The sequence below is a fragment of the Acidiphilium sp. 34-64-41 genome (assembly GCF_002282635.1).
GTDB lineage: Bacteria > Pseudomonadota > Alphaproteobacteria > Acetobacterales > Acetobacteraceae > Acidiphilium > Acidiphilium rubrum.
This window is the reverse complement of sequence record NZ_NCJX01000003.1, coordinates 22,006-48,819: the sequence shown is the minus strand read 5'-3', so window position 1 is coordinate 48,819 and position 26,814 is coordinate 22,006. Positions and strand designations below refer to the sequence as shown.

The 26,814-nt window shown below is 64.8% G+C and carries 24 protein-coding genes; 15 read left to right on the top strand and 9 right to left on the bottom strand.

Translation table 11 applies throughout. The features are described 5' to 3' along the window. Positions 1 to 453: 453 nt before the first annotated feature. Entirely contained in the window at positions 454 to 1,137 is a 684-nt protein-coding gene (locus tag B7X49_RS01410; RefSeq protein WP_286838089.1) for a PEP-CTERM sorting domain-containing protein, read from the bottom strand. Positions 1,138 to 1,301: 164 nt separating this feature from the next. Here B7X49_RS01410 and B7X49_RS01405 point away from each other — a divergent pair, with 164 nt between their 5' ends. After that, positions 1,302 to 1,427 carry a hypothetical protein gene (locus B7X49_RS01405; protein ID WP_286702978.1) on the top strand — a complete coding sequence of 42 codons (126 nt, stop codon included), beginning with the start codon at positions 1,302 to 1,304 and terminating at the stop codon, positions 1,425 to 1,427. Between the two features lie 7 nt (positions 1,428 to 1,434). On the opposite strand, the gene purB is transcribed toward B7X49_RS01405, so the two are convergent. Both purB and B7X49_RS01395 read right to left on the bottom strand, forming a co-directional pair. Further along, positions 1,435 to 2,769: an adenylosuccinate lyase gene (gene purB, locus B7X49_RS01400; protein ID WP_286702977.1), complete on the bottom strand. Its 1,335-nt coding sequence runs from the start codon at positions 2,767 to 2,769 to the stop codon at positions 1,435 to 1,437. Between the two features lie 198 nt (positions 2,770 to 2,967). Next, a complete protein-coding gene (locus B7X49_RS01395; protein ID WP_286702976.1) occupies positions 2,968 to 4,089 on the bottom strand; it encodes a GGDEF domain-containing protein in 1,122 nt (373 codons plus the stop codon). 220 nt (positions 4,090 to 4,309) lie between these two features. Between B7X49_RS01395 and B7X49_RS01390 the strand changes: the two genes are divergently transcribed. The 9 genes from B7X49_RS01390 to B7X49_RS01350 all read left to right on the top strand — a co-directional run bounded on the left by B7X49_RS01390 (position 4,310) and on the right by B7X49_RS01350 (position 12,941). Continuing rightward, positions 4,310 to 4,921 (top strand): YjbE family putative metal transport protein, encoded by a 612-nt coding sequence (locus tag B7X49_RS01390; RefSeq protein WP_286702975.1) that lies wholly within the window; start codon positions 4,310 to 4,312, stop codon positions 4,919 to 4,921. Further along, the gene (locus tag B7X49_RS01385) at positions 4,909 to 6,006 is read left to right on the top strand and encodes an ABC transporter permease (RefSeq protein WP_286838085.1); all 1,098 of its coding nucleotides are present in this window, start codon (positions 4,909 to 4,911) and stop codon (positions 6,004 to 6,006) included. Before B7X49_RS01390 ends, B7X49_RS01385 begins: the two co-directional genes overlap by 13 nt. Beyond that, positions 6,003 to 6,749 carry an ABC transporter ATP-binding protein gene (locus B7X49_RS01380; protein WP_286702973.1) on the top strand — a complete coding sequence of 249 codons (747 nt, stop codon included), beginning with the start codon at positions 6,003 to 6,005 and terminating at the stop codon, positions 6,747 to 6,749. Before B7X49_RS01385 ends, B7X49_RS01380 begins: the two co-directional genes overlap by 4 nt. 24 nt (positions 6,750 to 6,773) lie before the next feature. Continuing rightward, entirely contained in the window at positions 6,774 to 7,766 is a 993-nt protein-coding gene (locus tag B7X49_RS01375; protein ID WP_286702972.1) for an MlaD family protein, read from the top strand. A 17-nt stretch (positions 7,767 to 7,783) separates the two neighbouring features. After that, positions 7,784 to 8,413, top strand: a complete 630-nt coding sequence (locus B7X49_RS01370; protein WP_286702971.1) for an ABC-type transport auxiliary lipoprotein family protein — start codon at positions 7,784 to 7,786, stop codon at positions 8,411 to 8,413. Positions 8,414 to 8,515: 102 nt separating this feature from the next. Further along, positions 8,516 to 9,181: a hypothetical protein gene (locus tag B7X49_RS01365; RefSeq protein ID WP_286702970.1), complete on the top strand. Its 666-nt coding sequence runs from the start codon at positions 8,516 to 8,518 to the stop codon at positions 9,179 to 9,181. Further along, positions 9,178 to 10,332 (top strand): hypothetical protein, encoded by a 1,155-nt coding sequence (locus B7X49_RS01360; RefSeq protein WP_286702969.1) that lies wholly within the window; start codon positions 9,178 to 9,180, stop codon positions 10,330 to 10,332. The genes B7X49_RS01365 and B7X49_RS01360 overlap by 4 nt, the downstream gene beginning before the upstream one ends. Positions 10,333 to 10,352: 20 nt before the next feature. Further along, positions 10,353 to 11,780 (top strand): M48 family metallopeptidase, encoded by a 1,428-nt coding sequence (locus B7X49_RS01355; RefSeq protein WP_286702968.1) that lies wholly within the window; start codon positions 10,353 to 10,355, stop codon positions 11,778 to 11,780. Positions 11,781 to 11,984: 204 nt separating this feature from the next. Then, entirely contained in the window at positions 11,985 to 12,941 is a 957-nt protein-coding gene (locus tag B7X49_RS01350; protein ID WP_029313001.1) for an acetyl-CoA carboxylase carboxyltransferase subunit alpha, read from the top strand. Between the two features lie 20 nt (positions 12,942 to 12,961). Here the strand turns inward: B7X49_RS01350 and B7X49_RS01345 are convergent, their stop codons facing one another. The 3 genes from B7X49_RS01345 to B7X49_RS01335 all read right to left on the bottom strand — a co-directional run bounded on the left by B7X49_RS01345 (position 12,962) and on the right by B7X49_RS01335 (position 15,664). Next, a complete protein-coding gene (locus B7X49_RS01345) occupies positions 12,962 to 14,374 on the bottom strand; it encodes a nitronate monooxygenase family protein (protein ID WP_286702967.1) in 1,413 nt (470 codons plus the stop codon). A gap of 216 nt (positions 14,375 to 14,590) precedes the next feature. Then, complete coding sequence (gene queC, locus B7X49_RS01340) at positions 14,591 to 15,322, bottom strand: 7-cyano-7-deazaguanine synthase QueC (protein WP_286702966.1); 732 nt, start codon at positions 15,320 to 15,322, stop codon at positions 14,591 to 14,593. A 138-nt stretch (positions 15,323 to 15,460) separates the two neighbouring features. Beyond that, the gene (locus B7X49_RS01335; RefSeq protein WP_286702965.1) at positions 15,461 to 15,664 is read right to left on the bottom strand and encodes a hypothetical protein; all 204 of its coding nucleotides are present in this window, start codon (positions 15,662 to 15,664) and stop codon (positions 15,461 to 15,463) included. A 187-nt stretch (positions 15,665 to 15,851) separates the two neighbouring features. Here B7X49_RS01335 and B7X49_RS01330 point away from each other — a divergent pair, with 187 nt between their 5' ends. Together B7X49_RS01330 and B7X49_RS01325 are read left to right on the top strand one after the other, a co-directional pair. Continuing rightward, on the top strand, positions 15,852 to 17,033 hold the full coding sequence (locus tag B7X49_RS01330; RefSeq protein WP_286702964.1) for an amidohydrolase: 1,182 nt from the start codon (positions 15,852 to 15,854) through the stop codon (positions 17,031 to 17,033). Next, positions 17,033 to 17,740, top strand: a complete 708-nt coding sequence (locus B7X49_RS01325) for a MarC family protein (protein ID WP_286702963.1) — start codon at positions 17,033 to 17,035, stop codon at positions 17,738 to 17,740. The genes B7X49_RS01330 and B7X49_RS01325 overlap by 1 nt, the downstream gene beginning before the upstream one ends. Before the next feature lie 74 nt (positions 17,741 to 17,814). Here the strand turns inward: B7X49_RS01325 and B7X49_RS01320 are convergent, their stop codons facing one another. Beyond that, positions 17,815 to 19,764 carry a methyl-accepting chemotaxis protein gene (locus B7X49_RS01320; protein WP_286702962.1) on the bottom strand — a complete coding sequence of 650 codons (1,950 nt, stop codon included), beginning with the start codon at positions 19,762 to 19,764 and terminating at the stop codon, positions 17,815 to 17,817. A 242-nt stretch (positions 19,765 to 20,006) separates the two neighbouring features. Here B7X49_RS01320 and B7X49_RS01315 point away from each other — a divergent pair, with 242 nt between their 5' ends. Genes B7X49_RS01315 through B7X49_RS01305 form a run of 3 tightly spaced genes read left to right on the top strand, consistent with a single transcriptional unit; the run spans position 20,007 to position 23,244 of the window. Continuing rightward, complete coding sequence (locus tag B7X49_RS01315; protein WP_286702961.1) at positions 20,007 to 20,522, top strand: MarR family winged helix-turn-helix transcriptional regulator; 516 nt, start codon at positions 20,007 to 20,009, stop codon at positions 20,520 to 20,522. Further along, positions 20,522 to 21,652: an HlyD family secretion protein gene (locus tag B7X49_RS01310; protein ID WP_286702960.1), complete on the top strand. Its 1,131-nt coding sequence runs from the start codon at positions 20,522 to 20,524 to the stop codon at positions 21,650 to 21,652. The genes B7X49_RS01315 and B7X49_RS01310 overlap by 1 nt, the downstream gene beginning before the upstream one ends. A 14-nt stretch (positions 21,653 to 21,666) precedes the next feature. Next, complete coding sequence (locus tag B7X49_RS01305) at positions 21,667 to 23,244, top strand: DHA2 family efflux MFS transporter permease subunit (RefSeq protein ID WP_286702959.1); 1,578 nt, start codon at positions 21,667 to 21,669, stop codon at positions 23,242 to 23,244. 139 nt (positions 23,245 to 23,383) lie between these two features. Here B7X49_RS01305 and cydC read toward each other — a convergent pair whose 3' ends face one another. Continuing rightward, positions 23,384 to 25,054, bottom strand: coding sequence for a thiol reductant ABC exporter subunit CydC (cydC, locus tag B7X49_RS01300; RefSeq protein WP_286702958.1), 1,671 nt, complete (start codon positions 25,052 to 25,054; stop codon positions 23,384 to 23,386). Next, on the bottom strand, positions 25,051 to 26,811 hold the full coding sequence (gene cydD / locus B7X49_RS01295) for a thiol reductant ABC exporter subunit CydD (RefSeq protein ID WP_286702957.1): 1,761 nt from the start codon (positions 26,809 to 26,811) through the stop codon (positions 25,051 to 25,053). The genes cydC and cydD overlap by 4 nt, the downstream gene beginning before the upstream one ends. Positions 26,812 to 26,814 lie beyond the last annotated feature (3 nt).

Here is a 26,814-nt window from a genome sequence, read left to right as displayed (position 1 = left end):
GAGGGCGGCGAGGAAGCGGGTGGTGAGGTTTTGCAGGCGGGTCCAGATCAGATTGACCATCGGGACGGGGACGTAACCGGCCGGGCCGTGTTCGGCCACGGCGTCGCACAGCGCGTTCATCATGACGATGAAGCAGCGGATGACGAACGGGGGATTGGTTGGGGTTGCTGGCACGCGAGGATGATAGGACGCGGGACGGGGGGTGGGAAAGCGTTTTGTTAGAATTATTGTTAGCTATTGGGCCGGGGCTATTTTAGCCCCAAGCCCAAGTCCTAGATTAATAAAAGTTTTTTGCTTCTTTTTTACAAAAAAGAAGCCTTACTTCCTCCGCCGCCCCCCTGATCGATCCATTGCCGTGTGGCCGGCGGGTTGCCGTGATGCGGGAGGGTCGTGTGGGGTGATTGCGGGCGGTGCGGCCCGACGATCGGGACGCACCGCGCGCGGTGGGGCTGGTCAGGTGGTTTTGCGGCGGCGGCGGAGTACCAGGCCGAGACCGATCAGGCCGGTGCCGAGCAAGGCGAGAGAGCCGGGTTCCGGGACGTTCACCTTGTTGTCGACTTCGGCGAGCAGGATGTTGCCTTTGAGGGCGGTAACGTCGAGATAGCGGTAGGTGCCGATGATGTTGCCGGCGAGATTGCCAACGAGCTTATTATTGGTGCCGGTGGCGAGCTCAGTCGTGCCGAACCCGCCGGCGGCGTTGGAGCCGTAGACCGCCCATTCGTCGCTGCCGGTGGTGCTGCCGGCCTGGAAGCTGAGCGCCATGTTGGTGATCTGCGAAGAATCGGCCAGATTGATCAGGTCGAGCTGGATGAAGCTGCCGGGCGTGATTTCGTGATCGCCCGTCGGATCGTTCGTTAGGCCGACACCTTGTTCGCCGCTGTTGGGGCCGCCGTTTTTGCCGTAGAGGTCCTGAGCGACAACGCCGCTGTCGGAGCTGGTAAAGCCGCTCGCGGTGATGTCGATCGGCGGGTTGAGGACAGGGGTGCTTGCGTAGGTCTGGGTGGTTCCAAGGTTGGAATTGTTGCCGACGAAGTTCCAGACGACGTCGATCGTTCCGGCCTGAGCGGCGCCGAGGCTGACGACGGCCAGCGACGCTGACGCGGCAGTCAGAAGAAGCAGTTTTTTCAAATTTCGCATTCAATTAACCTTCCATTGTATTCGGCATGCAACCATGCACACTCGCAACGAAATCGTTGCAATTTATGTACCAATTTTTCATTTCAGTAAAAACAATGACATAAGCGTGTGCAATAATTTAGATGTAAAAGATTCCGACACTCAGGGCGTATGGGGATTGGTCCTTGTCGACCAACGACGACGATGAGCAGGCCGGCTTCGCTGCCGAGGCCGTCGGGCGGTTGCCGGATTTGGCGCGCGTGGCCAGCGCGCCGGACGGGGAAACGGTTTCTTTCAAAAAGAAGCGTTGATCTGCCTCTATTCCTGAAACACCCGCGCGAAGATGGTTTCGATCCGGGCGAGGTGGAGGTGCGGGTTCATCGCGGTGTCGATCGCTTCGGGGGTGATGCGGCCGGCGACTTCGGGGTCGGCGAGGAGGTGGTCGCGGAAGCGTTTGGCGTCGGGGTGGCCGAGGGTGATCCAGGTGGCCATGGCGTTGCGCTGGATGATTTTATAGGAATCTTCGCGCGAGATGCCGGAGCGGGCGAGGAGGAGGAGGATTTCGCCGGAGTGGACGACGCCGCCGAGGCTTTCGAGGTTTTCGGTCATGCGGTCGGGGTAGATGGTCAGTTTGTCGATCATGCCGGCGAGGCGGTTGAGGGCGAAGTCGAGGGTGATGGTGGCGTCGGGGGCGATCACGCGTTCGACCGAGGAGTGGCTGATGTCGCGCTCGTGCCAGAGGGCGACGTTTTCGAGGGCGGGGAGTGCGTAGCCGCGCACGATGCGGGCGAGGCCGGTGAGGTTTTCCGACAGGACCGGATTGCGCTTGTGCGGCATGGCCGACGAACCTTTCTGGCCGGGGTGGAAGAACTCCTCGGCTTCGCGGACTTCCGAGCGCTGGAGGTGGCGGATTTCGGTGGCGAGGCGTTCGATGCCGGAGGCGATCACCGCGAGGGTGCAGAAATAGGCGGCGTGGCGGTCGCGCGGGATGATCTGGGTCGAGACCGGTTCGACCGCGAGGCCGAGTTGGGCGGCGACATGGGCTTCGATGCGCGGGTCGAGATGGGCGAAGGTGCCGACGGCGCCGGAGATGGCGCAGGTGGCGATTTCGGTGCGCGCGGCGAGCAGGCGGGCGCGATTGCGGGCGAATTCGGCGTAGTGGCCGGCGAGTTTGAGGCCGAAGCTGGTGGGTTCGGCGTGGATGCCGTGGCTGCGGCCGATGGTGGGGGTGAGTTTGTGTTCGAGCGCGCGTTTTTTCAGCGCCGCCATGACGGCATCGATGCCCTGGAGGAGGAGGTCGGTCGCCTGGGTGAGCTGGACGGCGAGGCAGGTGTCCAGCACGTCCGAGCTGGTCATGCCGAGGTGGACGAAGCGGCTGTCCGGCCCGATCGGTTCGGCGAGCCAGGTGAGGAAGGCGATGACGTCGTGGCGGGTGACGGCTTCGATGTCGGCGATTTTGGTGACATCGGCCTTGGTCATCGCAGCGATCGCGGCGCCGCCGTGGGCGCGGATGGCGGCGGCGGCTTCGGCTGGGACATCGCCGGTGGCGACCATGGCTTCGGCGGCCAGCGCCTCGATTTCGAACCAGATGCGGTAGCGGTTCAGATCCTGCCAGATCGCCACCATGAGGGGGCGGGAATAACGCGGTACCATCGGGGTCTCCTTGCTCGCGCGGCGGTTTTGGGCGGGGGCGGTTGGGTTGGCAAGGGGTGGGCGCGGGAAAAGGGAAGGCTTCTTTTTTGGAAAAAAGAAGCAAAAAACTTTTTGACTCCGGGGCACGGGCGTTTGAGGCGGCACGGGCTCAGATTGGTGAAGTTTTTTTGCTTCTTTTTTGTTCGCAAAAAAGAAGAGCTACGCTGCCGTGACCTTGTCCTGCGGTGACCCGGTGTTGCCCGTATCGAGGATGATACGGTTTCGTCCCTGGTCTTTGCCGCGATAGAGGGCTTGATCGGCGCGGGCGACGGCGGCATCGAAGGATTCGCCGGGGGCTAGGGTGCTGATGCCCATGGTGAGGCTGATGCTGACGTTGTGCTCGCAAATCTGCGGCTTGAAGGCGGTGAAGCGTTCCTGAAACCGGGTTGCGAGTTCGGCGGCGCCTTCGATTGGTGTGTCGGGCAGGACGACGAGAAACTCTTCGCCGCCCCAGCGGGCCAGGATATCCTCGCCGCGGATCAGCTCGCTGAGTTCGGCGGCGACCGTGGTCAGGATGCCATCGCCCGCTTTGTGGCCGAACCGGTCGTTGATGAGTTTGAAATGATCGATATCGACGAGGATGAAGGATAGATCGGCACTGCCGCGCTCGGCGGCGGCGATGCTGCGGGCGGCCATTTCGATGGTAGAGCGGCGGTTGAGCAATCCGGTCAGGGGATCGGTGGTGGCGAGGCGCTGGAGTTTCTGTTCGGCGGCGATGGCGAGGCGGCGGTACATCAGGGTGAAGTAGGTGACCATGCCGATCAGGACCGTGGCGTTGTAGGCTTGCAGGAACACGAGGGCGGCGTGGCCGATCGGCGCGAGCGGGTGCAGTGTTGCGGCGAGGATCATCAGGGCGATGAAATAGGCCCATAGCCAGGCGATGAGGATGATGGCGCGCCGGCGCGGCATGCTGATGGCGATTGTGGGCACGAACATGAGGAGATAGAAGAAATAGCCGCTGTTCCATCCGCTGAGCAGGGTTCCGATGGTGGCGTGGCCGAAGACTTCCGCCCAGATCAGCGCGACGGCGAGGCGGTTGCGCCTGTGCTTGAGCAGGCGGTGGATGACGGCGTAGAGGCCAGCGCTGAACAGGTTCATCGCGGCCTGGGTGAGTGAATGCTCGGCGAGGAAGAAGGGGACGAAGAGCAGATCGTCGAGCCCGGCTACGATGACGATGCGTGCGAGCAGGACCCAGTTGTTTTTGGCGATGGCCGATCCGCGTACCTGGTGTGGCGGAGCCGCTTTGCTCGATTGGCCTGCCGCTGCGGAAGCGGTCTTCATCGGTCGCGCCCCTGGGGTTCGGAATCATCGCTGGTCTCATTTTGCTAGCACAGAATCTCAAGATCGGGTAAACAATATTGAGTTTGAGACGGTCGATCGGCACGGGCGCGAACGAACGAAGTTTTTTTTGCTTCTTTTTTGTTCACAAAAAAGAAGACCTTCCTGCCCCTGCCCTGGCGTTCCGGTTGACAACCAAGGACGCAGACGCGAACCACGCTGCATGAACATGGCTCTCGCCGATCTTGCCGTGCTGGCGCAGGTTTTGCTGATCGATCTGGTGTTGGCCGGGGACAATGCGATCGTGATCGGGCTCGCGGTGGCGCGGTTGCCGAAGGCGCAGCAGCGGCAGGCGATTTTGATCGGGGTGGGGGCGGCGACGGTCATTCGGATCGGGTTGGCGTTGGTGGCGTTGCGGCTGCTGGCGGTGATCGGGCTGACGTTGGCGGGCGGGATTCTGCTTTTGTATGTCGCGTGGAAATCGTGGCGGGAGTTTCGGCGCCAGCCGCTTGCGGTGAATGAGGCGGCGCCGTCGCGGCTGCGGGATGCGGCGATCCGGATCGTGATTGCCGATCTGTCGATGAGTCTGGACAATGTGCTGGCGGTGGCGGGGGCGGCGCGGGATCATCCGGTGCTGCTGGCGGGCGGGCTGGTGTTTTCGGTGGCGTTGATGGGGTTGGCCGCGAATATCGTGGCGCGGTTGTTGACGCGGCATCGCTGGCTGGTCTGGGTTGGGCTTGCCATCGTGCTATATGTGGCATTGACGATGATTCACGCTGGCGGCCTGCAGGTCGCTCATCATATGGGATTGCACGTGCCTGCATGGCTCGGATGACGGCGGTTCAGCTTGAGGTTGCCAGCGAGGGCGGCGGCACGGTGATCAGCCTGGCCGGGCCGCTGACCGCGACGGCGTTGGCGCCGGTATGGATCCGCGCGGTGGATGCGGCGCGGCGGGCGGGGGGTGGGCTCGCGATCGATGTTGCCGGGGCTGAACTGATCGATACATCGGGGGCGGCGCTGCTGCTGGCGCTGGAGCGGGATCATTCGGGGCGGATCGAGTGGCGCGGGCTGGGCGAGAAGCCGGCGCAGTTGATGGCGCGGCTGCGCCTGGCGGTGCCGGACGGGGTGACGGCGAAGGTGCCGGCGCGGACGGTGGCGCGCACCAGCGTATGGCGGACATTTTTGATCCGGGTGACGTTTTTCGGCCAGACGATTCTGGCGACGGCGCGCCTGCCGGGCAAGCTGCGGTTTTTGCGGGGGGGTAATTTTTTCCGGCTGGTGGAGCGGGCGGGGACGCAGGCGATGCCGCTGGTGGGGATGATGGGATTTCTGATCGGGATGATCCTGGCGTTCCAGTCGGCGATTCCGATGAGGCAGTTCGGGGCGGACATTTATGTGGCGGCGCTGGTGTCGCTGTCGTTGTTTCGGGAGTTGGGGCCGCTGCTGGGGGCGGTTATTCTGGCGGGGCGGACCGGGTCGGCGTTCGCGGCCGAATTGGGCACCATGGTGGTCAACGAGGAGGTGGCGGCGCTGACGACCATGGGGATCGATGCCGAGACGATGCTGGTGATTCCACGGATGGCGGCGGCGATGGTGGTGATGCCGGCGCTGGCGCTGGGGGTGGACATTGCCGGGGTGCTGGGCATGGGGCTGGTGATGATGATCCTGGGGTTTCCGCCTTCGGCGATTCTCAATCAGATCCAGATGGCGACCGGGCCGTATGATCTGTTGCTCGGGCTGTTCAAGGCGGTGGTGTTTGGGGCGGCGATCGGGTTGATCGGGTGCCGGGCGGGGTTGACCGCGGGGGGCGGGCCGCGCGCGGTGGGCGAGGCGGCGACATCGGCGGTGGTGGGCGGGATCGTGGTGACGATTTTGCTCGATGGGCTGTTCGCGGTGATTTTTTATCGGTTGGGCCTGTGAGCGCGGCTTGCGGGCCGGCGATCGTGGTGGATCATGCCGGGCAGAGTTTCGGCGGGCGGGTGATTTTCGAGGATGTGAGTTTTACGGTTGCGACCGGCGAGGTGTTCGTGGTGCTCGGCGGGTCGGGGTGCGGCAAATCGACGCTGCTCAAGCAGATGATCGGGCTGCTGACGCCGACCAAGGGGCATATCAGCGTGGGCGGCTATGATGTGGTGGAGCGGGTCGCAGCGGTGCGGCGCGAGATTGGCGTGATGTTTCAATCGGGCGCGCTATTCGGTTCGATGACACTGCTGGAGAACGTGATGTTGCCGCTGGCGATGTTCACGGATTTGCCGGCGCGGGCGCGGGCGGAGATTGCGCGGATCAAGCTCGCGATGGTCGGGCTGGCCGAGGCGGTGAATTTGCTGCCATCCGAGATTTCGGGCGGCATGGCGAAGCGGGCGGCGATTGCGCGGGCGCTGGCGCTGGACCCGCCGATTTTGTTTCTCGATGAGCCTTCGGCGGGGCTCGATCCGATCACCGGGGCGGGGTTGGACCGGTTGATTTTGGATTTGCGGGCGACGCTGGATTGCACGTTTGTGGTGGTCACGCATGAGTTGCAGTCGATTTTCGCGATCGCGGACCGGTGTGTCATGCTCGATCGCGAGGCGCGCGGCATGATCGCGCTCGGGGTGCCGCGCGATTTGCAGCAATCGAGCACGCACCCGACGGTGCGCGCGTTTTTCAACCGGGATGCCCCATGATGGATTGCGAGAGGAACGGCGGCGATGGAGGGTAAGGGGGCGGCGCTGCGGACCGGGTTGTTCGTGCTGGGCGGCATTGTCGTGCTGATCGCCGCGATTTTCATTTTGTCGGGCAATGCGTTCCGCTCGGGGCTGAATTATGAATCGTATTTCGCGGAATCGGTGCAGGGGCTCGATGTCGGCTCGGCGGTGAAGTTCCGGGGGGTGACGATCGGCAAGGTGACGGATATCGGGCTGGTTTCGGCGGAGTATCCGCCGGCCAATCCGGCAGATCTGGTCAAGCCGGTGTATCATCAGGTGGTGGTGCGGTTTCGGGTCGATCCGAAGAAGATCGGGCCGGATGCGAATTTCGGCGGGGCGATCGATCATGGGTTGCGGGTGCAGGTGGCACCGCAGGGGATTACCGGGCTTGCGTATCTGGAGCTCAGCTTCGTCTCGCCGACGCAGCATCCGGTCAAGCCGATCGCGTGGCATCCGCGCAGCGTGGTGATCCCCTCGATTCCGAGCACGCTGACGCAGGTGCAGGATGCGGTGCAGAATTTTCTGACCAATATGAACGGGGTGAAATTCGATCAGACGGTGAAGCTGCTGACCTCGACGATCGATACGCTGAATCAGGAGATTACCACCGGGGATGCGCATCAGGCGATCGCGAATGCCAACGGGTTGCTGGCGGAGTTGAAATCGCAGGTGGCGCAGGCGGATCTGCCGGCGACGACCGCTTCGATCCGTAATCTGGCGGATGGGGCGAAGACCAATGCGATTCTGGATCAGCTGGATCGGACCAGCCGTGAATTGGCGACCGCGACCGCCGCGATGCCGGCGCTGCTGGCGGATACCAAGGCGACGGTTGCGACGGCGAACCGGGCGACGGCGACGCTGACGCGGCAGATGATGCCGATTTTGCGCAATCTGGATCAGGCATCGTCCAACCTCGATGAGCTATCCGAGACGTTGAAGAATAATCCGGCGGTGGTGTTGCGGGGCGCGCCGCCGCCGCCGCGGACGCCGCGCTGATGTTTGGGAGCCGACGCATGATGAGCCTCGATCGCCGCCATTTTCTGCTTGCGACACCGCTGGCGCTGGCCGGGTGCGGCGGCATTCTGGCCAAGCAGCCATATGTCGCGCGGAGCGATTGGCCCTTGGCACCGCCGCCGCCGGTGGGTCCCGGGGTGGGTGGACGCGGGGTGGTGCAGGTGCAGGGGATTGCCGCCGGGCCGACGCTGAGCCAGCGCGGGCTGATCACGCTGCTGGCCGATGGCAGCATTCATCAGGGGTATTACAATCGCTGGGCGACCGCGCCGGCGCAGGCGAGCACCGCCGCGCTGATCGCCTGGTTGGAGGCTTCGGGCGCGTTTGCCGCCGTGGTGGGCGAGGGTAGTTCGCTGACGCCGGATCTGATCGTGGAGGGGACGCTGGATACGCTGTTGGCTGATCCGGCGGCTCATGTCGCGCGGGCGGCGTTGACGCTGGTGGTGGCCAAGCCGGTGGGGATCGGCGAGCGGCCGTTGGCGCAGCGGCGGCTGCGGGCGACGGCGCCGCTGGCGGGGGTGACGGCGCCCGATCTGGTTGCCGCGCAACGGGCGGCGCTGGCGGGGGTGCTGGGGCAGGCGGTGGCGCTGGTGCGGGGGTTGGGTGCTGCGGGTGGCGCGGACTCGCACTAAAAAATTGTCTTTGTGCTTTTTTTGTTCACAAAGCGCAGGACTTCTCATGATCTGTCGGTTACATCGTATCTCTGACATCTTTGAGCCAACGAGGGAGCGACAATGGCGGCAGGGTTCAAGCTACGGGCGGTACAGAAATCGGTGCGGGCTGCCTGGCAGGCATTGCCGGAACCGCGATCGACCGCCGAGCGGATTGCGGTTTATCAGGAAATCAAGGCGCAATACGAGGTTGGTGGCGCGCTGACGCGACGCCAGGATGCGGCGTTGGCGCGGATGGTTGCACTGCTGCCGGCGGCACCGCAGGCGCCGGCGGTGCCGCGCGTGGCGATGACGCTGGCTGTCCTTTGCATTATTTATGCCCTGTTGCTGTCGCTCAACGTGCTGGTGGTGGCTGATGCGCCGATGCTGCCGCCGGTCGCGCAGATTTTGCTTTCGCTGTTCATTCTGGGGTTTGCCGCGAGCATCGCGATGACCGGCTGGGGGGTTTACCGCCAGCCGACCGGCGTGGCGTTTGCCGGGCTGGTCGCGGTGTCGCTCATGTTGCTCGCGATGTCGCTGCGGGCGGGGCTCGGGCTGGTCGAGATCGATGGTGGTTCGATCGGGGCGATCGGGCTTCTGGTGAGCGTCGGTCTGCTGATCACGATTCAGGTGATGGCGCGGCGCGGCCGGGGGCTGGTGGCGGCGGATGTGACGTTTTTGATCGGCAATGCGCGCAAGGCCAGCGGCGGCGGCTGGGATTTCCGTACGAGGGCGGAGCGCGCGGCGTGAAGCCGGCAACAACGCGGGCGGACCGGATTTTCTACGCGCTGGTTGGGCTGTGGTGCCTGATGATCGCCGGTATTGCGGTTGTGAGCGGGCGGCATGGTCCGGCGGGATTGCCGAAACCCTATCCGGTCGCGGTGTGGCATCGCAGTGCGCTGTACGCGCCGAATGTTTCGGGCAAGCAGGCGCTCGCCATGGCACATTCGCCGGATGCACGGACCCGGGCGCTGGCCGATGTGTTCATCGCGGCGCAGCAGGTTTACGGCTATCGGCACGCGATTCCGGCCGATCGGGCGACGGGGCTTGCAACGCTCGCTTCACGCTGCGCGGCGGGGGATGATCGGGTTGTGCGAGTGGCGGCCTGTTCGTCGCTGGGGGACATCCGGCTGTTCGGGGCCGGTTCCGATCGGACGGTGGTCGATCTGGCGGCGGCGCAGCGGGCGTATGCCGCGGCGATTGCCGCCGGTTCGGCGCGCAGTGCCGCGCAGGCGGCGGTTCTGCTGCAACTTCATCCCAAGGTCGCGGTGCTGCCAGTGTTGAGCGCGGCGGCGGCGGGGGCATTGTCGGGCGCCGCCGCGGCGCCGACGGCCGGATCGCTGAGAGATGCACTTTATCATGTGTCGGCACTGCGCGGGTATCACAGGGGATGCTTTGCCTATGCGTCGCTGCTGATCCGCCGATACGCCCGGCTGAAAACCACCGACCCTACCCGTGCCGCCAAGCTGCATGGCGAGGGCGAGCGCTGGATGGTGACGGCGGCCACCCTGCCCTATCCTTCGGAGAGCGCCGAGCGATTCGTCGGGGATGCGTGGTTGGAGGGGTTTTGGAACCTCACGCGGTCGGATCGAGAGGCGGCGGTGTGGTACACGCGGGCGATGCACGACGGCAGCGCACGGGCGGCGTTTCAGCTTGCGCGGCTGTATGCGCTGGGCAAGATCGTGCCGGATGGGCCGCCCACGGCACCGGTGCGGGCGATCGCGGCGGCGGAGCTTGCGGCGCAGATGACCAAAAAAGGTACCGGGCTGCACCACCGGGCATCGGCGCTGGCGGTTGCGGTTGCGACTGATCAATCATCGGGCGTCGGCGACGAGGCGGCAAAATATGGCGCTACGTTGTTCAGGACATATCCGCGGCTGTCGTTCGCACTGAACGATTGAGCGCGGCGGGAGGGATCGACATGACCGTTGCACCAAGTCAGACTTCGCTAGTTCGTCTGGCCGGATTGATGGTGGCGGTGCCGGTGGCGTTGCTCGCGTTCGGCCTTTGGCAGGTGCCGGTGGTCGGGCATGGCGTGGCGCAACGCGTGCGGATGGCGCAGGGGTTCGACCGTGAGGTTGGGCAGATCGGCGCGGTGGTGACGCGTGATCCGCACACGGTGCTGACGTTTCGGGATGGTAGGCGGCTTGCGGCGTCGGACGCGCTGGCGCTGGTGCGCGGTGCGCGTGATCGGACCGGCGGGCGGGTGGTGATGGCGCGCATCCGGTTCGGGTTCACGGTGCTTGCGGTGGTGGCCGGCTTGGTGGCGCTGATCGCCGGATTGGCCGGGTGGCTGGTGGCCGCCGCGCTCAAGTTTGGCAGCGTGGTCTCGCGTGAGCGCCTCGTGATGGTGGCGGCGCTGACGTGGCGCACGCTGCCGGCGGTGCTGGGCGTGCAGTATGTCGCGATCGCGCTGGGTGTTGCCGGGGTGGTGTTCAGCCTGGTGATGGCGCTGTTCGGTGATCCTGGGGCGATCCTGGATGATCCGCGCGCGCTGATATTGGCGATTGCGCTGGCGGGGGTGCTGCTGGCGGCGGCGTGGAAAATCCTGCTGCGGCTGCGCGCGGCGTTCAGCCTGTTCGCCGCCGAGCCCTATCCGCTGCTGGCGCGCGAATTGGCCGATGCCGATGCGCCGGGATTATGGGCGCTGGTGCGCGATGCGGCGCAGCGGCAGGCGGCGCTGGCACCCGATCATATCGTGGTGGGGGTGACCGATGGGTTTCATGTGACATCGGGCGGGGTGCGTCTGCTGCCGGAGGAACGGGTGATCGAGGGGCGCACGCTGCATGTGCCGCTCACCACCCTGTCGCTGCTGGGGCGGGAGGAGACGCTTGCGGTGATCGGGCATGAACTCGCGCATTTCGCCGGGGAGGACACGGTTTACAGCCTGCGCTTCCTGCCGACCTACGCCAGCCTGCATCGCAGCGCGCTGGCCATGATGGTGGCGCAGCGCCGGCCACCGCGGACGCTGGTGCTGCTGCCCGGGCTTGCGCTCAGCCTGTTCGTGACCGCGTGTTTCGACGAGGCGGTGAGCCATTGGAGCCGGCAGCGCGAGTTGCAAGCCGACCGTGCCGGTGCGGCGCTGGTGACGCCGCTGCACGCGGGGAGCGCGCTGATCCGGATTGCGGCGAGCGATGATCTGACCACTTCCGTACTGCGCGACGATGCCGCACGGCCAATGGCGGATGCGCCGCATCTGATCGAAATCCTGTCACGCCGGATGGCCGCGTTCGGCGTGCCGGCGGCGGATGGGCATTTGCAGACGCGCCAGCCGCACCCGACCGATCGGTATGTGCGCGCGGCTTATGCGCGGGCGGCGCTGCGCGCGCGGGGAGCCGAGGGCGTGTGAAGGTAAGGTCTTCTTTTTTGTAAAAAAGAAGCAAAAAACTTTTTTGATCTGTGGCGGGGGCGGTTTCACCGGCACGGACTCTAATTGACAAAGTTTTTTTTGCTTCTTTTTTGTTCACAAAAAAGAAGTTCTTTCTTACCTCTCGCGCCGCCCTGAAGGGCTGGATGATTTGACATCACGGCCGTTCTGCGACACCCGACACCCATGCGTCATTTTCTCGATTTCGAAAAACCGGTCGCCGAACTGGAGGCCAAGATTGAAGAGCTGCGCCGGATGACCGATCCGGGCGAGTTGAACATCGCCCAGGAGGTATCGCAGCTTTCCGACAAGGCCGAGCGGCAGTTGCGCAATTTGTACGGCAAGCTCACGCCCTGGCAGAAGACCCAGGTGGCGCGGCATCCGGAACGGCCCAAGGCGAAGGACATGATCGCCGGGCTGATCACCGAGTTCACCCCGCTTGCCGGGGACCGGGCGTTTGCCGAGGATGCCGCGATCATCGCGGGGCCGGGGCGGTTTCAGGGTGAGCCGGTCATGGTCATCGCGATCGAGAAAGGGTCCGATCTCGATAGCCGGCTCAAGCATAATTTCGGCTCGCCGCGGCCGGAGGGCTATCGCAAGGCGCGGCGGATGATCGAGCTGGCGGGGCGGTTCGGCCTGCCGATTTTATCGTTCGTCGATACTTCGGGGGCGTATCCCGGCATCGATGCCGAGGCGCGCGGCCAGGCGGAGGCGATTGCGCGCGGGATCGATGCGTGTCTTGCGGCTCCGGTGCCGTTCATTGCGACCATCATCGGGGAAGGTGGTTCGGGCGGTGCGATTGCGATCGCCGCCGCCGATGTGGTTCTGATGTATGAGCACGCGATCTATTCGGTGATTTCGCCGGAGGGCTGTGCGGCGATTCTGTGGGAGGACCGGGCGATGGCCCCGCAGGCCGCCGAGGCGATGAAGGTGACGGCGCAGGATTTGAAGCGGTTGGGCATTATCGACCGGATCGTGCCCGAGCCGCTTGGCGGCGCGCATCGCGCGCCGGATGCGGCGGTCGCGCAATTGGGCGAGGCGATCGCCACCGCGCTCGCGCCGCTCAAGACGATGGCGCCGGAAGCGCTGCGCGCCAAGCGCCGGGAGAAATTCCTGGCGATGGGGCAGAGCGCGGTAGTGTAGCGCCGCGTGAGCGGCCGCGGTCAGCGGCCGGTCATGATCCGTTCGAACAATTGCTTCACGGTGGGGATGAAGCCGTTGGAATAGAACGGGTCGGTGGCGAAGCGGTAGCCGTTGTGGCCGCTGAACATCAGGTTGCGTTCGACCGATTCCGGGTTTTCGCCATCATGGGCGATGTCCTGGAGGGTTTTCTGGATGCAGAAGCTGCGCGGGTCGGCTTTTTTGCCGGTCGAGAACTCCGGGCCTTCCTGCGACCAGTTGGAAAACCGGCAGTGCGACAGGCAGCCCATGCAATTGACCTGATCGCGCTGGATGTCTTCGAGGGCGGCCTGGGTTTCGAACACCAGCGTCGAGTCGGGGGTGCGCAGGGCTTCGACGAAGCCTTCGCGTTCCCAGCCGCGCACGCGGGCGAGGTCGGTCGTGGTGAGCCAGACCGGGCGTTTGCGCGGGCCGACGCCGTATTCGGCGGTGTGGGCGCCGACCGGCTCGCCGGTGTAGGCGACCTGGCGTTCGGAGCGGGCGCGCAGGCTCTGGATGAAGTCGTTGTTGACCGCGCTGGAATAGAACCCGGTGGGCGAGAAGCGGTTGAGGAAGATGTCGCCTGCCTTGAGGGTGAGCAGGCGCTGTTTCCAGACATCGCTGATCGGGCTTTCCTGGGTCAGCAGCGGGCGGGTGCCGAATTGGAAGGCGATCGGGCCGACATCGGGGTTGTCCAGCCAATCCTCCCATTCTTCGAGCCACCAGACGCCGCCGGCCATGATGATCGGCGTGGCGTCGAGGCCGAATTCGCGCATCTGCTTGCGCAGCGCGATGACGCGCGGCAGCGGGTTTTCGGGTTTGGTGGGATCTTCGGAGTTCGACAGGCCGTTGTGGCCGCCGGCGAGCCAGGGGTCTTCATAGACGACGCCGCCCATCAGATCGGCCGCCTTGTGATAGGCGCGGCGCCACAGCGCGTTGAAGGCGCGGGCGGAGGAGACGATGGGATAGTAGTGGACGTTGAATTTGGAGGCGATTTCGGACAGTTTATAGGGCATGCCGGCACCGCAGGTGATGCCGCTGATCAGCCCCTTGGCACCTTCGAGAATGCCGGTGATGACGCGCTCGGCGGCACCCATTTCCCACAGGATATTGGCGTGGATACGGCCCTGGCCGTTGGATTCCTCGTGCGCGCGCTGGGCCTGGGCGATGCCGCCTTCGATCGCGTAGGTCACGAGTTCCTCGTGGCGGGCGCGCCTGGTGGTGCCGTGGTAGAGTTGCGGGATTGGCTTGCCGTCCGCATCGTAAGAATCGGCATTGACCGCGCTGAACGTGCCGACGCCGCCCGACGCCGCCCATTGGCCGGCCGAACGCCCGTTCGAAATTGCGACGCCTTTGCCGCCTTCGACCAGCGGCAGCACATCGGCCCCGCCCATCCGGATCGCGTTGATCGTTTTCATCGTGTCGGCAACCTGTTCATCGCGCTGCGATTGTTCCTGAAGTTCAAACCGGCCAGCCGGGGCAGCCGATCGGTGGTGATTTCGTCCCTGACGTTGATATGGTGCGTCGGCAGGTTGTGGAAACCATCGCCGTCCGTCCTTATCCTGTCCTACGTGTGCGTAGCACGGATCGGATGCGCCATACAGCGCCCGGGTGGCGCTGGTTAAACAAAATTGTCATGTTCCGTCCATGGTATCGCCGCCGGGCACAGCGCCGGCGCGATAGCGCGCCCAGCCGGCGGCCCGGAGATCGCACGCCGGGCAGGCGGCGCAGCCATAGCCCCAGTCGTGCAGGACCGCGCGATCACCCTTGTAGCAGCTATGGCTTTCGGTGCGGATGGTCTCGACCAGCGCGGCGCCGCCGAGGGTTTCGGCGAGGCGCCAGGTGGCGGCCTTGTCGCGGTACATCAAGGGGGTGTCGATGATGATCGGGCGGTCGAGCCCGAGGCCGAGGGCGGATTGCATGGCGCGCATCGTGTCGTTGCGGCAGTCGGGGTAGCCGGAATAATCGGTCTCGCACATGCCGCCGACCAGCACGCCGAGGCCGCGCCGGTAGGCGAGTGCGGCGGCATAGGTGAGGAACAGCAGGTTGCGCCCCGGCACGAAGGTGTTGGGCAGGCCGGCGGTGGTGGTGGCGATTTCGATATCCGCCGTCATCGCGGTTTCACCCAGCGCGGCGAGGGCGGCGGCGATGTCGAGCATGTGGTCGGGGCCAAAAGTGGCGCGCCAGGGTTGCAGCGCCGCGATCGTGCGGCGGAGCGGGGCGCGGCATTCGAGTTCGACGGCGTGACGCTGGCCGTAGAAAAACCCGATGGTCTCGACCCGGTCGAACCGGTCGAGCGCATCGGCGAGGCAGGTGGCGCTGTCCTGGCCGCCGGAGAACAGCACGAGTGCCGCTTGGCTTGTCATGGGCAGGCTTGTGCCCGCTCATTGTGGGGCAATCAAGGCGAAAGGCGGTCGGTTTCGGTGTTTTTCAACAACCGAACCCGTGCCGCCCTTCGCTCCACTTTTAGTAGACGGCGAGTGGCCCAGCCGTGTCAGCCTGGATCAGCCGTTCCGCGCGATCGCCTGCATCTGCTGGGCGTGGGCGGTGCGGCCGCTGGTGTTGACCGCCTTGTGCTGCGGCTGGGCATGCACGATCAGCGGGCCGGGCTGGTACATCGAGGTGCCGACCGAGCTGGCATTGGCGGCGAGCGGTGCGAAAGCGCCGGCAACGGCGAGGATGGTCAACAAACGGGTCATTTTACGCATGGTAGAAACTCCTGAAAACAAAACATTGGTGCAGGTGGTGTCCTGCTCGCTGCCAGAATTGGGGGTTATGCTGCGCTGCAATAACCCGCAGTTGCGGCGTAAGACCTATTCGGCCGGCGTATGAAACCAAACGGCGGGGTGCGGAAAGGCTTGGCGTGATCGAACTGGTGCGGTTATGCTGGCGCGCATGAACATCGACCCGCAATTGCACGACTGGACGCCCGAATTCGCCGCCTGGCGGCAGGATTTTCATGCTCACCCTGAAATTGCTTATCAGGAGCATCGCACCGCGGCCCTGGTGGCCGAGCGGCTTGCTTCGTTCGGGATCGAGGTGACCACCGGGGTTGGCGGCACCGGGGTGGTGGGCACGCTGCGGGGTGGCCGCTCGTCCGCGGGGGGCAACCGGGCGATTGCGCTGCGGGCGGATATGGACGCGCTGCCGATGGATGAGGCGAACGATCTGCCGTATAAATCGCAGAATCCGGGACGGATGCATGCCTGCGGCCATGACGGCCACACCACCATGCTGCTCGCCGCCGCGCGCTATTTGGCGGCGACGCGGGATTTTGCCGGGACGATCCATTTCATTTTCCAGCCCGCCGAAGAGGGTGGCGCCGGTGCGTTGCGGATGATCGAGGATGGGTTGCTGGAGCGGTTTCCGTTCGATGCGGTGTTCGGCGCGCATAACGACCCGACGCTGCCGGTGGGTGCGATTTCGGCTTCGACCGGGACGGTGCATGGGGCAACCGATGATATCGTGATCCGCCTGACCGGGCGCGGCGGCCATGCGGCACGGCCGCATGCGGCGATCGATCCGATCGTGGCGGGGGCGCAGATTGTGCTCGGGTTGCAGTCGATCGTGTCGCGCCGGGTCGATCCGCTGGAATCCACCGTAGTGTCGATCTGTACGTTCCACGCGGGTAGTGCGACCAATGTTATTCCGGAGATCGCGACGCTGAGCGGCACCGTGCGCAACCTGACGCCGGCCAATCAGGTGCGGCTGGCGCGCGAGATTCCCGAGCTGATCCGGCATCTGGCGCGGGCGGCGGGGGTTGAGGCGGAGGTGGATTACCAGAGCGGCTATCCGCCGGTGGTGAATGACGGCGCGATGGCGGGGGTTGTCGCGCGGGCCGCCGGGGCGGTGGTGGGGGCTGCGAACGTGCATACCACGCTGCCGCCGACGCTGGGGGGCGAGGATTTCGCCTATTACGCGATGCAGCGGCCGGGGTGTTTTTTCCGGATCGGGCAGGCGGATGGCGACAAGGGGGCGATGCCGCTGCATCATCCGCGCTATGATTTCAACGATGCGATCCTGCCGGTCGGGGCGGCGGTGTTTGCGTCCATCGCGGCCAGCGAATTGCCGGGCTGATGAACCTGCTGGCCGAGGCGGCGGACGCGTTTCTGCTCGCGTTCCCGGCCCTGCTCTCGATTGTGAACCCGCTGGGCGGGGCGATTATTTTCAACGAGATCACCGAAAGCCGCAGCCATCGGGTGCGGCTTAATCTGGCGCGCCGGGTTGGGCTGAACAGCGCGCTGGTGATGCTGATTTCGTTGTGGGCGGGCAGTTATATCCTGAGTTTTTTTGGCATTTCGCTGAATGCCCTGCGGTTGGCGGGCGGTGCGGTGGTGGCGGCGCGGGCGTTTCAGATGCTGAATGCGCCGGAAGAGCATGAGGAGCGCAAGCAGGCCCAGGCCGCGCACGCGACCGCGCAGGTGAGCGCGGGGGCCGAGGCCGAGGAGACCGCGGAAGATATATCGGGGTTTGCGTTCTTTCCGCTGACCCTGCCGTTTACCACCGGGCCGGGGACGATTGCGGTTGCCGTGGCGCTCGGCACGCAGCATCCGGCCTCGGGGGCGACGCTCGCGATGTTCTTTGCCGGCCTGTCGCTCGCGGCCATTGTCATGGCGCTGTTGATCTGGCTGTCCTACGCCACGGCGGATCGACTCGGGGCATTGCTGGGGCCGACCGGGCGGCGGGTTTTGTCACGGTTGGCCGCTTTTATTCTGCTGGGCATTGGCGTGCAGATCATGCTGTCTGGCGCGGTGCCGGTGCTGCATCAGGCGCTGCACGGGTGACGGTGCCAGCAAAAAGGCCAGGGGCTGTGCCACCTGGCCTGGTTGGGTTCACGCTGTAGCGAACACCGGGGGGATCAGAAATCCTCCCATTTTTCGGCGGTGTTGCCGACCACTTCGAGTTTGCGTCCACCGCCGGCGGCGGCGGCTTTTGGCGCGGCGGCGCGTACTGGTGGTGCGGGGCGGGGGGCAGGTTTGCGGGGTGCGTGGCGCACCGGTTGTTCGCTCATGGCTTCGCCGATTTGGAACTTGGCGATCAGGGCTGACAGATCTTGGGTTTCCTGGGCCAGAGCGTGGCTTGCGGCGGTGGATTGTTCGACCATTGCGGCGTTCTGCTGGGTGACCTGATCCATCTGGTTGACCGCCACGTTGACCTGATGCAGGCCGGTTGCCTGTTCCTGGGCGGATGCGGCGATCTGGACGACGACGCTGTTGATTTCGCCGACCTGGGTGACGATGCGCTGCAGGGCCTTGCCGGTCTGGCCGACCAGGTCGACGCCGGAGCCGACCTGCTGGGTCGAGGTCGAGATCAGGGCCTTGATTTCCTTGGCGGCGTCGGCCGAGCGTTGGGCGAGGGCGCGGACTTCGGAGGCGACGACGGCAAAGCCGCGCCCGGCATCGCCCGCGCGGGCGGCTTCGACGCCGGCGTTGAGTGCCAGCAGGTTGGTCTGGAAGGCGATTTCATCGATCACGCCGATGATGTTGCCGATCTGCTGGGAGGAGGTTTCGATGCCGCTCATGGCGGCGACGGCTTCGCGCACCACGACGCCGCTGCGTTCGGCATCGGCCTGGGCGGTGCCGACCACTTCGCGGGCGTGGTTGGCGCCTTCGGCGGTGCGGCGGACGGTTGCGGTGATCTGATCGAGGGCTGCGGCGGTTTGTTCGAGGCTGGCCGCCTGTTGTTCGGTGCGGCGTGACAGATCATCGGCCGCGACCGAGATTTCGCCGGTACCGGCGCGGATGGCGGCGGTGTTGGCGGTGATGATCTTCATGGTGTCCTGAAGCTTTTCCATCGCCGCGTTGAAGTCGCTGCGCAGGCGTTCGTATTCGGGTGCGAAGCTTTGGCCGAGCCGGAAGGTGAGGGCGCCGGCGGCGAGTTTTTCGAGGCCGGTGGCGAGGGATTCGACCACGAAGGCGAGCTGCTTGGCGGCGGTTTCACGTTCCGCTTCGCTGCGCTGGCGCAGGATTTCGGCCTCCTGGCGGGCTTGCGAAGCCTCGGCTTCGATGCGGACTTTCTCCAGGCCGGCGTCCTTGAAGACCTGCACCGCGCGTGCCATGCCGCCGACCTCGTCGCGACGGTCGCCGCCGGCGACTTCGGCGGTCAGGTTGCCGCCGGACAGCTCGATCATGACGTTCTGCAGGGCCTTGATCGGGGTGACCAGCCAAGTCCGGATCGCCAAGAAGCCACCGATGAGCACGACGGCCAGACCGATCAGGATTGCGGCGAAGGTGAGCAACACCGCGTGGGCGGCGTCTGCTTTCAGAGTGCCCGCTTCGGAATCTGCTTTCTCGCCCAGCCCCTTTGCGATGGCGGCGGCGCGCGCGACGATCGGCCCGAACGCTGGCTCGCAACCGGTCATGTAGGTTGCCTGCGACGCGATGACGGCCGCCGCCGCGGTGGCGGCGGCACCCTGTTTGATCGCGATGTCACAGGTCTGACTGAGCAGGTGATCCGCATCGGTCTTGATCGCGTTGAGCGCGGCGGCCTGGGATGAGCTAAGGGCGGCGGCCCGCGTATAAAAATCGTCCAGCTGGCGATGTGCCGCATCGAGCGTGTGGAGTGCGTTTTGATTGTCGGCCGTAGTCGTCGAGATCAAGAGGTTGCCGATCGAGGCTTCTGCCTCCGTCATTGCGCGATTGCCCTTGGCGACAAGAAAGGACGCTTTGTCGTCGTGGTTAATCAGATTGTCGTAGGATCGGGCTGTGCTGGAGAGTTGGCCGGTGGCGTAGAACGCCATGGCGATGGTGAAGACGCCGAACGCGCCCATGATGGAGAGGAATTTCAGGATGATCGACAGGTGCTTCATCAACGGCGCTCCGAATGCGGGCGGGCTTGCCCGGGGTTTCTGCGGATTGGAGACTACGGCAGAAGAGTTATGGTGCGGTTAACAGGTATGCATGGAAATGCGGGCTGACACGCGTTTTCACGCCAATGGCGGCCGCCGGCCGCCATTTTTCCGCCTATCGCGCCGCCGCAGAGCCCAATGCGAAAAACGCAGAACTGGGGCAGTGGCGCTTACTCGTATCAATCGCTATTATCACACGTGTAATGGACCCGAACACTTCCTGTGCGCCGCCGGGCGCCGAGACTGAGCCTGACATTTTGTATCTGCTGCATGATGTCGCGCGTTTGCTGCGTCGCGAGATCGACCGGCGGGCGCGGATGCATGACATGAACCGGGCGCAATGGGTGATGATGATCCGCCTGTCGCATAATCCTGGTTTGTCGCAGAAGGATCTGGCGGAGATCATCGAGGTCGAGCCGATGACGGTGGCGCGGCTGACGGATCGGCTGGAGGCGCGCGGGTTGGTGGAGCGGCGGGCGGACCCGCGGGATCGGCGGATCTGGCGGCTGCATCTGACCCCGCTGGCGGACCCGTTGCTGCGCGATATCCAGGCGCAGCGCGGCATTATTTCGGAATTCGTGACGAAGACCCTGTCGCCTGAAGTGATCGAGGCGACGATCGATGGATTGATGCGGATGAAAACAATTTTACTCACGGCCGATCGTGCGGCCGACACCTATATGATCAGTGCCGCCAAGGCCGAACAGGAGATGGCTTGATGTCGCAGACAAGTTCAACCGCCGGGGTCGTGACGCGCGATGCCGAGGGCCGCGAGACCACGGGGCGCGACAAGAAGACCCGGTCTGAGGGGCGTAGCCGGGGCGGCTCGAAGCTGCTGCGGCCGGTCTTGATGATCGGCGGGGTGCTGCTGATTTTGTTGGCGGTGCTGCTGTACTGGCTGTTCAGCGGCGGGTCGGTTTCGGTGACGGATACCTATATCAAGGCGGCGCGGGTCAATTTATCGACCGATGTGTCCGGCCTGGTCGATCAGGTCGATGTGAAGGACCATCAGACGGTTACCAAGGGTCAGATCCTGTTCCGGTTGCAGCCGACGCGGTTTGTGGTGGCCGAGGATCAGGCGCAGGCGAAGCTGGCCGAGGTGAAGCAGCAGATCGAGGGCGCGCGGCACGGCTATCAGGCGCAGATCGCGAAGATCAAGGTGCAGCAAGCGGTGGTCGAGAACGACCGGCTGAATTATCAGCGCTATGCCTCGCTGGTGCATGGCGGCGGCGTGACGCAGTCCGACTATGACAATGCGAAGTATAAATACCAGGGTGCCGAGGCCAATCTGGCGGCGATGCAGGCGCAGGCCGGGGTTGATCTGGCGAAATTGTCCGGCGATCCGAAAATCCATCTGGCCGATACGCCCCAGTACAAGGCGGCGGCGGCGGCGCTTGCGGCGGCGCAGTTGAACTACCGGCATTCGATTGTGCGGGCCCCGTTCGATGGCGTGGTGACCGAAACCGAGCAGTTGCAGCCGGGGATGTATTTACAGGCCGGCACGGCGGCGTTCGGGCTGGTTTCGAGCACGGATGTGTGGGTGCGCGCCCAACCGAAAGAGACCGCGCTGACCTGGGTGAAGCCGGGCGACAAGGTGAAGATCCATGTCGATACCTATCCGGGCAAGCTGTGGCACGGGGTGGTGGCGAGCATCGCACCGGCCAGCGGTTCGAGCTTTTCGATTTTGCCGGCGCAGAATTCATCGGGCAATTGGGTGAAGGTGGTGCAGCGGATTCCGCTGCGGGTAAACATTACCAATGGGCCCAAGCATCTGGTGCTGCGCAACGGCATGACGGCCGAGGTGGATATCATCACCGGCCATCAGCACAAACTGTCGAACCTGTTCTGATCGGCTGAATTTTCATGGCCGCAGGTGAGTCCAACAAAAACGAGGTGATGCAGGTTTCCGGCATGCCGCGGTTGATCGTGACCGCAGGATGCATGATCGGCACGTTGATGCAGGCGCTGGACGCGACAATCGCCAACGTGTCGTTGCCGTATATGCAGGGTTCGCTCTCGGCCTCGTATGACGAGATTACCTGGGTGCTGACCTCGTATGTGGTGGCGGCGGCGATCATGACCGCGCCGGTCGGTTGGCTGGCCGGGCGGTTTGGGCGCAAGAACGTGTTCATGGTGTCGATCATCGGGTTCACCATCACCTCGATGATGTGCGGCATCGCCACTTCGCTGGGTGAGATGGTGGTGGACCGGCTGCTGCAGGGCATGTTCGGCGCGGCGCTGGTGCCGCTCAGTCAATCGACCATGCTGGACATCTATCCACCGGAGAAGCGTGGGCAGGCGATGGCGATCTGGGGCATCGGCGTCATGGTCGGGCCGATCCTGGGGCCGACGCTGGGCGGGTATCTGACGTATTTTTACGACTGGCGCTATGTGTTTTTCGTCAATCTGCCGTTCGGCATCGCCGCGGTTCTGGCGCTCGGGTTTTTCATGCCGAAGCGCGGTGCGGCCAACCGCTCGACCGGGCATTTCGACTGGATCGGCTTTGCCGTGCTCTCGCTGTTTCTGGCGGCGTTGCAGATTCTGCTGGATCGGGGCGAGGAGAAGGATTGGTTCAGTTCGACCGAGATTGTGACGTATGGCGTGCTTGCGGCGATCGGGCTTTATCTGTTCATCGTGCATATGTTCACGGCCAAGCAGCCGTTCATTCCGCGCGGGGTGTTCAAGGATCGGAATCTGAATGCCGCGCTGGTCGCGATGTTCGCGGTGGGTTCGGTGCTGCTGTCGTCATCGACGCTGATGCCGCCGTTTCTGGAAAAACTCGGCAATTATCCGGTCGAGCTGGCGGGGCTGGTGATGGCGCCGCGTGGGTTGGGCACGATGGGGGCAATGGTGATCGCCGGGCGGCTGACCAACAAGGTCGATCCGCGCTATCTGATGTTCGTCGGGTTCTTGCTGCTGATCGTGTCGTTCTGGATGATGATGCAGTGGCTGCCGTCGTCGCCGCAATCGTATCTGATCGAGAGCATCGTGGTGCAGGGGGCGGGGCTTGGCTTCGTGTTCACGCCGTTGCAGGTGGTGGCGTTCTATACGCTCGATCCGGCATTGCGGACGCAGGGGACTTCGCTGCTCAGCCTGATGCGCAATGTCGGTATGGCGGTGGGGATTTCGGTGACCGAGGCGGTGCAGGTGCAGATGTCGCAGGTGGATCACCAATCCGTCTCGAACGCGATCACGCCGTTCAACCGGGCGCTGCAGGTGGGCGGGGCGGTGAGCCATTACCTCAACCCGATGACGAGCCGGGGTGCGGCGATGCTGAATACGATGATCGTGCAGCAATCGGACATCATTTCGTATCTCGATGCGTTCAAATTCATGCTGATGGTGAGTGTTCCCGCGATCTTCACGCTGCTGCTGATGCGCAAGCCGCCGGCACAGGCGGGGGTGAAGGCGGAGAAGCATGAGATGGCGGTGATGGAGTAAGGGTAGGAGAAGAAGGCTTCTTTTTTGTAAAAAAGAAGCAAAAAACTTTTTGACTCTGGGGCACGGGCGCTTTCACTGACACGGGCCCAATTTGAGGGAGTTTTTTTGCTTCTTTTTTTGCAAAAAAAGAAGTACTTCCCTATCCTTTACTTTGCTTCAGCCGACCACGCTCCATAACAAACACCCGATCCACCAGCCGCAAGCTCTGCGGCCGATGCGTGATCATGATCGTGGTACGCCCCTGCATCAGCACTTCGAGTGCGGCGAGGACATCGCGTTCCGACACGGCGTCGAGCCCTTCGGTCGGTTCATCGAGAATCAGGATCGGCGCGTCTTTCAGGAAGGCGCGGGCGATGGCGATGCGGCGGGCCTGACCGCCGGACAGGCGCATGCCGGTTTCACCGACGATGGTATCGAGCCCGGCGGGGAAGTTGCGGACTTCGTCGAGGATTTGCGCCTGGCGGAGGGCTTCGTGCAGTTCGGCCTCGGTCGCGCCGGGGCGGGCGAGGTGCAGATTGGCGCGGATGGTGGTGTTGAACAGATAGGTCTGCTGCGCGAGCACGGCGCAGACGCCGCGCGTGGTCTCGCCGCGCAGATCGCGCAGCGCGACGCCGCCGAGGGTGATGCTGCCCTCCTGAAACGCCCAGAAGCGGAGGATCACGTTGAGCAGGCTGGTCTTGCCCGAGCCGGTTTCGCCGATGATGCCGATGCGCCCGCCCTGCGGGATGGCGAGATCGATGTGTTGCAATGCCCAGGGGGCATCCGGCGTGTAGCGCATCGACAGGTCGGTGATCCGCAGGTCGAACCGGGTGGGCGGGTCGGCCGGGTGCGCGGGTTCGGCGATGGTGGGCTCGGTGTCGATGATGGAAAAGATGCGGCGCGCGGCGGCGAGCGTTTCGCCGAGCGCCTGGAACGCGATGGGCAGGGGTGCGACGGCTTCGAAACTGCCGAGTACGAACAGCGCGATCATCGGGAGATCGGGGCCGGTGAGATCGCCGCGGCGGACCAGCGGGATGGCGATGATGAGGGCGAATCCCATGGCGAGATTGGCGGCGAGGCCGGCGAGGCCGGCGGCGGGGCCGGCGATCCATGCCTGGCGGCGCTGGCTGGTGATCAGGCGATCGCTCAGCGCGGCGATGGTTTCGGTTTGGCGGGAGGCGGCCTGATAGACCAGCAATTCGCCGAGGCCGCGCGCGGTATCGGTGACGCCGGCGCGCAGATCGGCGCGGATGGCGACCGCCCGGCGGCCGGACCAGCGGGCAAGGCGCTGGGTGGCGAGCGGCAGGGCGACGCCGGCGAGAACCAGACCAGCGAGGTCGATCAGCGCGATTTTGACGCTGAAGGCGGCCATGAAGGCGACGATCAGGATGATGGTGACGGCGGCGGCGATGGTGGGGGCGAGGACGCGGAGATAGAGGTTATCGAGACTGTCGATATCGGCGCGGATGCGGCTGAGCAGGTCGCCGCCGCGATAATATTGCAGCCGGGCCGGCGCCAGCGGTTCGAGATGCTGGTAGAACCACACCCGTAACGCGGCGAGCAGGCGCAGCGTGGCCTCATGCGTGACCAGGCGTTCGGCATAGCGCCCGCCGGTGCGCAAAATGGCGAGGGCGCGGATGCCGGCGGCGGGGGTGAAATACTCGATCAGATGGCCGCTGAGGCCGGACAGCGCCATGGCGGCGATGAACCAGCCGGCGAGTGCGACCAGGCCGACATTGGCCAGGATGACCACAACCGACAGGCCGATGCCGGCGAGCAGCCACAGCGCGTAGGGCCGGAACAGGCGCAACAGGCGCAGCAGATCGGTCATGCCGGGACATCCTGACGCAGCGCGCTCATGGTAGCGTACAGGCCGTGGCGGGCGAGCAGGCTGGCGTGGTCGCCGGATTCGATGATGCGGCCGTGATCGATGACCAGGATCCGGTCGGCATGGTGCACCGATTCGAGGCGGTGGGCGATGATCAGCATGGTGCGGTCGCGCGCGAGGCGTTCGACCGATGCGGTGATCAGCGCGGCGGTGGCGGGATCGAGGCTGGCATCGGGTTCGTCGAGCACGATCAGTTCGGCGTTTTTCAGAAAGGCGCGGGCGAGCGCGATGCGCTGGATTTCACCGCCCGACAGGCCCTGGCCGCGCTCACCCACGATGGTGTCGTAGCCCTGCGGCAGGTTGGTGATGAAATGATCGGCGCCGGCCTGGGCGGCGGCGGCGCGCACCGCGGCGGCATCGGCGGTGAGGCCGAGCCTGATGTTGTCGATCACGCTGCCGTGGAACAGCGTCGGGCGTTGCGGCAGCCAGGCGATGCGGGCGAGCCAGGCGGCGGGCGGCAGGTCGCGCAGATCGATGCCGCCGATGCGGATGGCGCCGCTGCTGGGCTGAAGGAAGCCGAGCAGCAACTGGCTGATCGTGGTCTTGCCGGCACCGCTCGGCCCGACCAGAGCGAGGCGTTCGCCGGGGGCGAGGGTGAAATCGATGCCGGTGAGGATGGGTTCGCTGGGTTGATAGGCGAAATCGACCTGTTCGAAGCGGATGGTGAGAGCCGGTTCGGGGGCGGGTGTGGTTTTGGGTTCGGGCGGGGTGGGCGGTTCGGTCGCGAGCAGGCGGACGATCTGTTCGGCGGCGCCGATTGCTTCCATCCGCGCGTGGTAGGAACTGCCCATGTTGCGCAGCGGGCGGTAGAACTCGGGTGCGAGCAGCAGGACGAAAAACCCGGGCAGGAAGTGGAGGTCGCGGTAGTAGAGCGCGAAGCCGATATAGACCGCGACCATCGCGATGCTGATGGTCGCGAAAAACTCCAGCACCAGCGAGGACAGGAAGGCGACGCGCAGCACCGCCATGGTGGTGATGCGGTAATCGTCCGACACGTCGGCGATCATCTGTGCTTCGGCACGGCTGGCGCCGAACAGTTTGAGCGTGGTCAGCCCCTCGATCGCGTCGAAGAAATAAGCACTCATGCGGGCGAGCTTGCGCCATTGGCGCTGGTTGAGCCGCTCGGCGCCCTTGCCGACGATGATCATGAACAGCGGGATCAGCGGGGCGGTGATCACCATGATGATCCCGGCGACCCAGTAGGCGGGGAACACGAACACCAGAATCGCGAGCGGAATGAAGACGGCGAGCGCCATCTGCGGCAGGTAGCTGGCATAGTATTGATCGAGCGCCTCGATACCGTCGATCAGGGTGGTGGCGAGGTCGCCGCTGCGCTCACGGCGGCTCCAGGCCGGGCCGAGGGCGGTGAGATGGGCGTAGGCGAGGCGGCGGATGTCACGCTTGACGCGGGCGGCGGCCTCGAAGCCGATGATGTCGGTGAGTGAGGTGATGATCGCGCGGGCGATGAAGGTGGCCAGTAGGTCGATCAGCAGCGGCCAGACCTGGTGCAGCGCCCGGTGCTCGATGATCACGCCATCGATGATGCGGGCGAGCAGCCACGCCTGGAGGACCAGCAACAGGCCCCCGATCGCGCCGGTGATGATCGTGGCGGTGAGCGGGATGCGCACCCGGGCCGTAAAGCCACGCAGCCAGGCTTCGAGGCTTTTGGCCTCGGCGCGCGAGCGCGGGGCGTTGGCCATCGC

Coding starts and splice junctions, on each gene's coding strand:
- B7X49_RS01410 (WP_286838089.1), bottom strand. CDS start 1,137: ATGCGAAATTTGAAAAAACTGCTTCTTCTGACTGCCGCGTCAGCGTCG.
- purB (WP_286702977.1), bottom strand. CDS start 2,769: ATGGTACCGCGTTATTCCCGCCCCCTCATGGTGGCGATCTGGCAGGAT.
- B7X49_RS01395 (WP_286702976.1), bottom strand. CDS start 4,089: ATGAAGACCGCTTCCGCAGCGGCAGGCCAATCGAGCAAAGCGGCTCCG.
- B7X49_RS01390 (WP_286702975.1), top strand. CDS start 4,310: ATGAACATGGCTCTCGCCGATCTTGCCGTGCTGGCGCAGGTTTTGCTG.
- B7X49_RS01385 (WP_286838085.1), top strand. CDS start 4,909: ATGGCTCGGATGACGGCGGTTCAGCTTGAGGTTGCCAGCGAGGGCGGC.
- B7X49_RS01375 (WP_286702972.1), top strand. CDS start 6,774: ATGGAGGGTAAGGGGGCGGCGCTGCGGACCGGGTTGTTCGTGCTGGGC.
- B7X49_RS01370 (WP_286702971.1), top strand. CDS start 7,784: ATGATGAGCCTCGATCGCCGCCATTTTCTGCTTGCGACACCGCTGGCG.
- B7X49_RS01365 (WP_286702970.1), top strand. CDS start 8,516: ATGGCGGCAGGGTTCAAGCTACGGGCGGTACAGAAATCGGTGCGGGCT.
- B7X49_RS01355 (WP_286702968.1), top strand. CDS start 10,353: ATGACCGTTGCACCAAGTCAGACTTCGCTAGTTCGTCTGGCCGGATTG.
- B7X49_RS01350 (WP_029313001.1), top strand. CDS start 11,985: ATGCGTCATTTTCTCGATTTCGAAAAACCGGTCGCCGAACTGGAGGCC.
- B7X49_RS01345 (WP_286702967.1), bottom strand. CDS start 14,374: ATGAAAACGATCAACGCGATCCGGATGGGCGGGGCCGATGTGCTGCCG.
- queC (WP_286702966.1), bottom strand. CDS start 15,322: ATGACAAGCCAAGCGGCACTCGTGCTGTTCTCCGGCGGCCAGGACAGC.
- B7X49_RS01335 (WP_286702965.1), bottom strand. CDS start 15,664: ATGCGTAAAATGACCCGTTTGTTGACCATCCTCGCCGTTGCCGGCGCT.
- B7X49_RS01330 (WP_286702964.1), top strand. CDS start 15,852: ATGAACATCGACCCGCAATTGCACGACTGGACGCCCGAATTCGCCGCC.
- B7X49_RS01325 (WP_286702963.1), top strand. CDS start 17,033: ATGAACCTGCTGGCCGAGGCGGCGGACGCGTTTCTGCTCGCGTTCCCG.
- B7X49_RS01320 (WP_286702962.1), bottom strand. CDS start 19,764: ATGAAGCACCTGTCGATCATCCTGAAATTCCTCTCCATCATGGGCGCG.
- B7X49_RS01315 (WP_286702961.1), top strand. CDS start 20,007: ATGGACCCGAACACTTCCTGTGCGCCGCCGGGCGCCGAGACTGAGCCT.
- B7X49_RS01310 (WP_286702960.1), top strand. CDS start 20,522: ATGTCGCAGACAAGTTCAACCGCCGGGGTCGTGACGCGCGATGCCGAG.
- B7X49_RS01305 (WP_286702959.1), top strand. CDS start 21,667: ATGGCCGCAGGTGAGTCCAACAAAAACGAGGTGATGCAGGTTTCCGGC.
- cydC (WP_286702958.1), bottom strand. CDS start 25,054: ATGACCGATCTGCTGCGCCTGTTGCGCCTGTTCCGGCCCTACGCGCTG.
- cydD (WP_286702957.1), bottom strand. CDS start 26,811: ATGGCCAACGCCCCGCGCTCGCGCGCCGAGGCCAAAAGCCTCGAAGCC.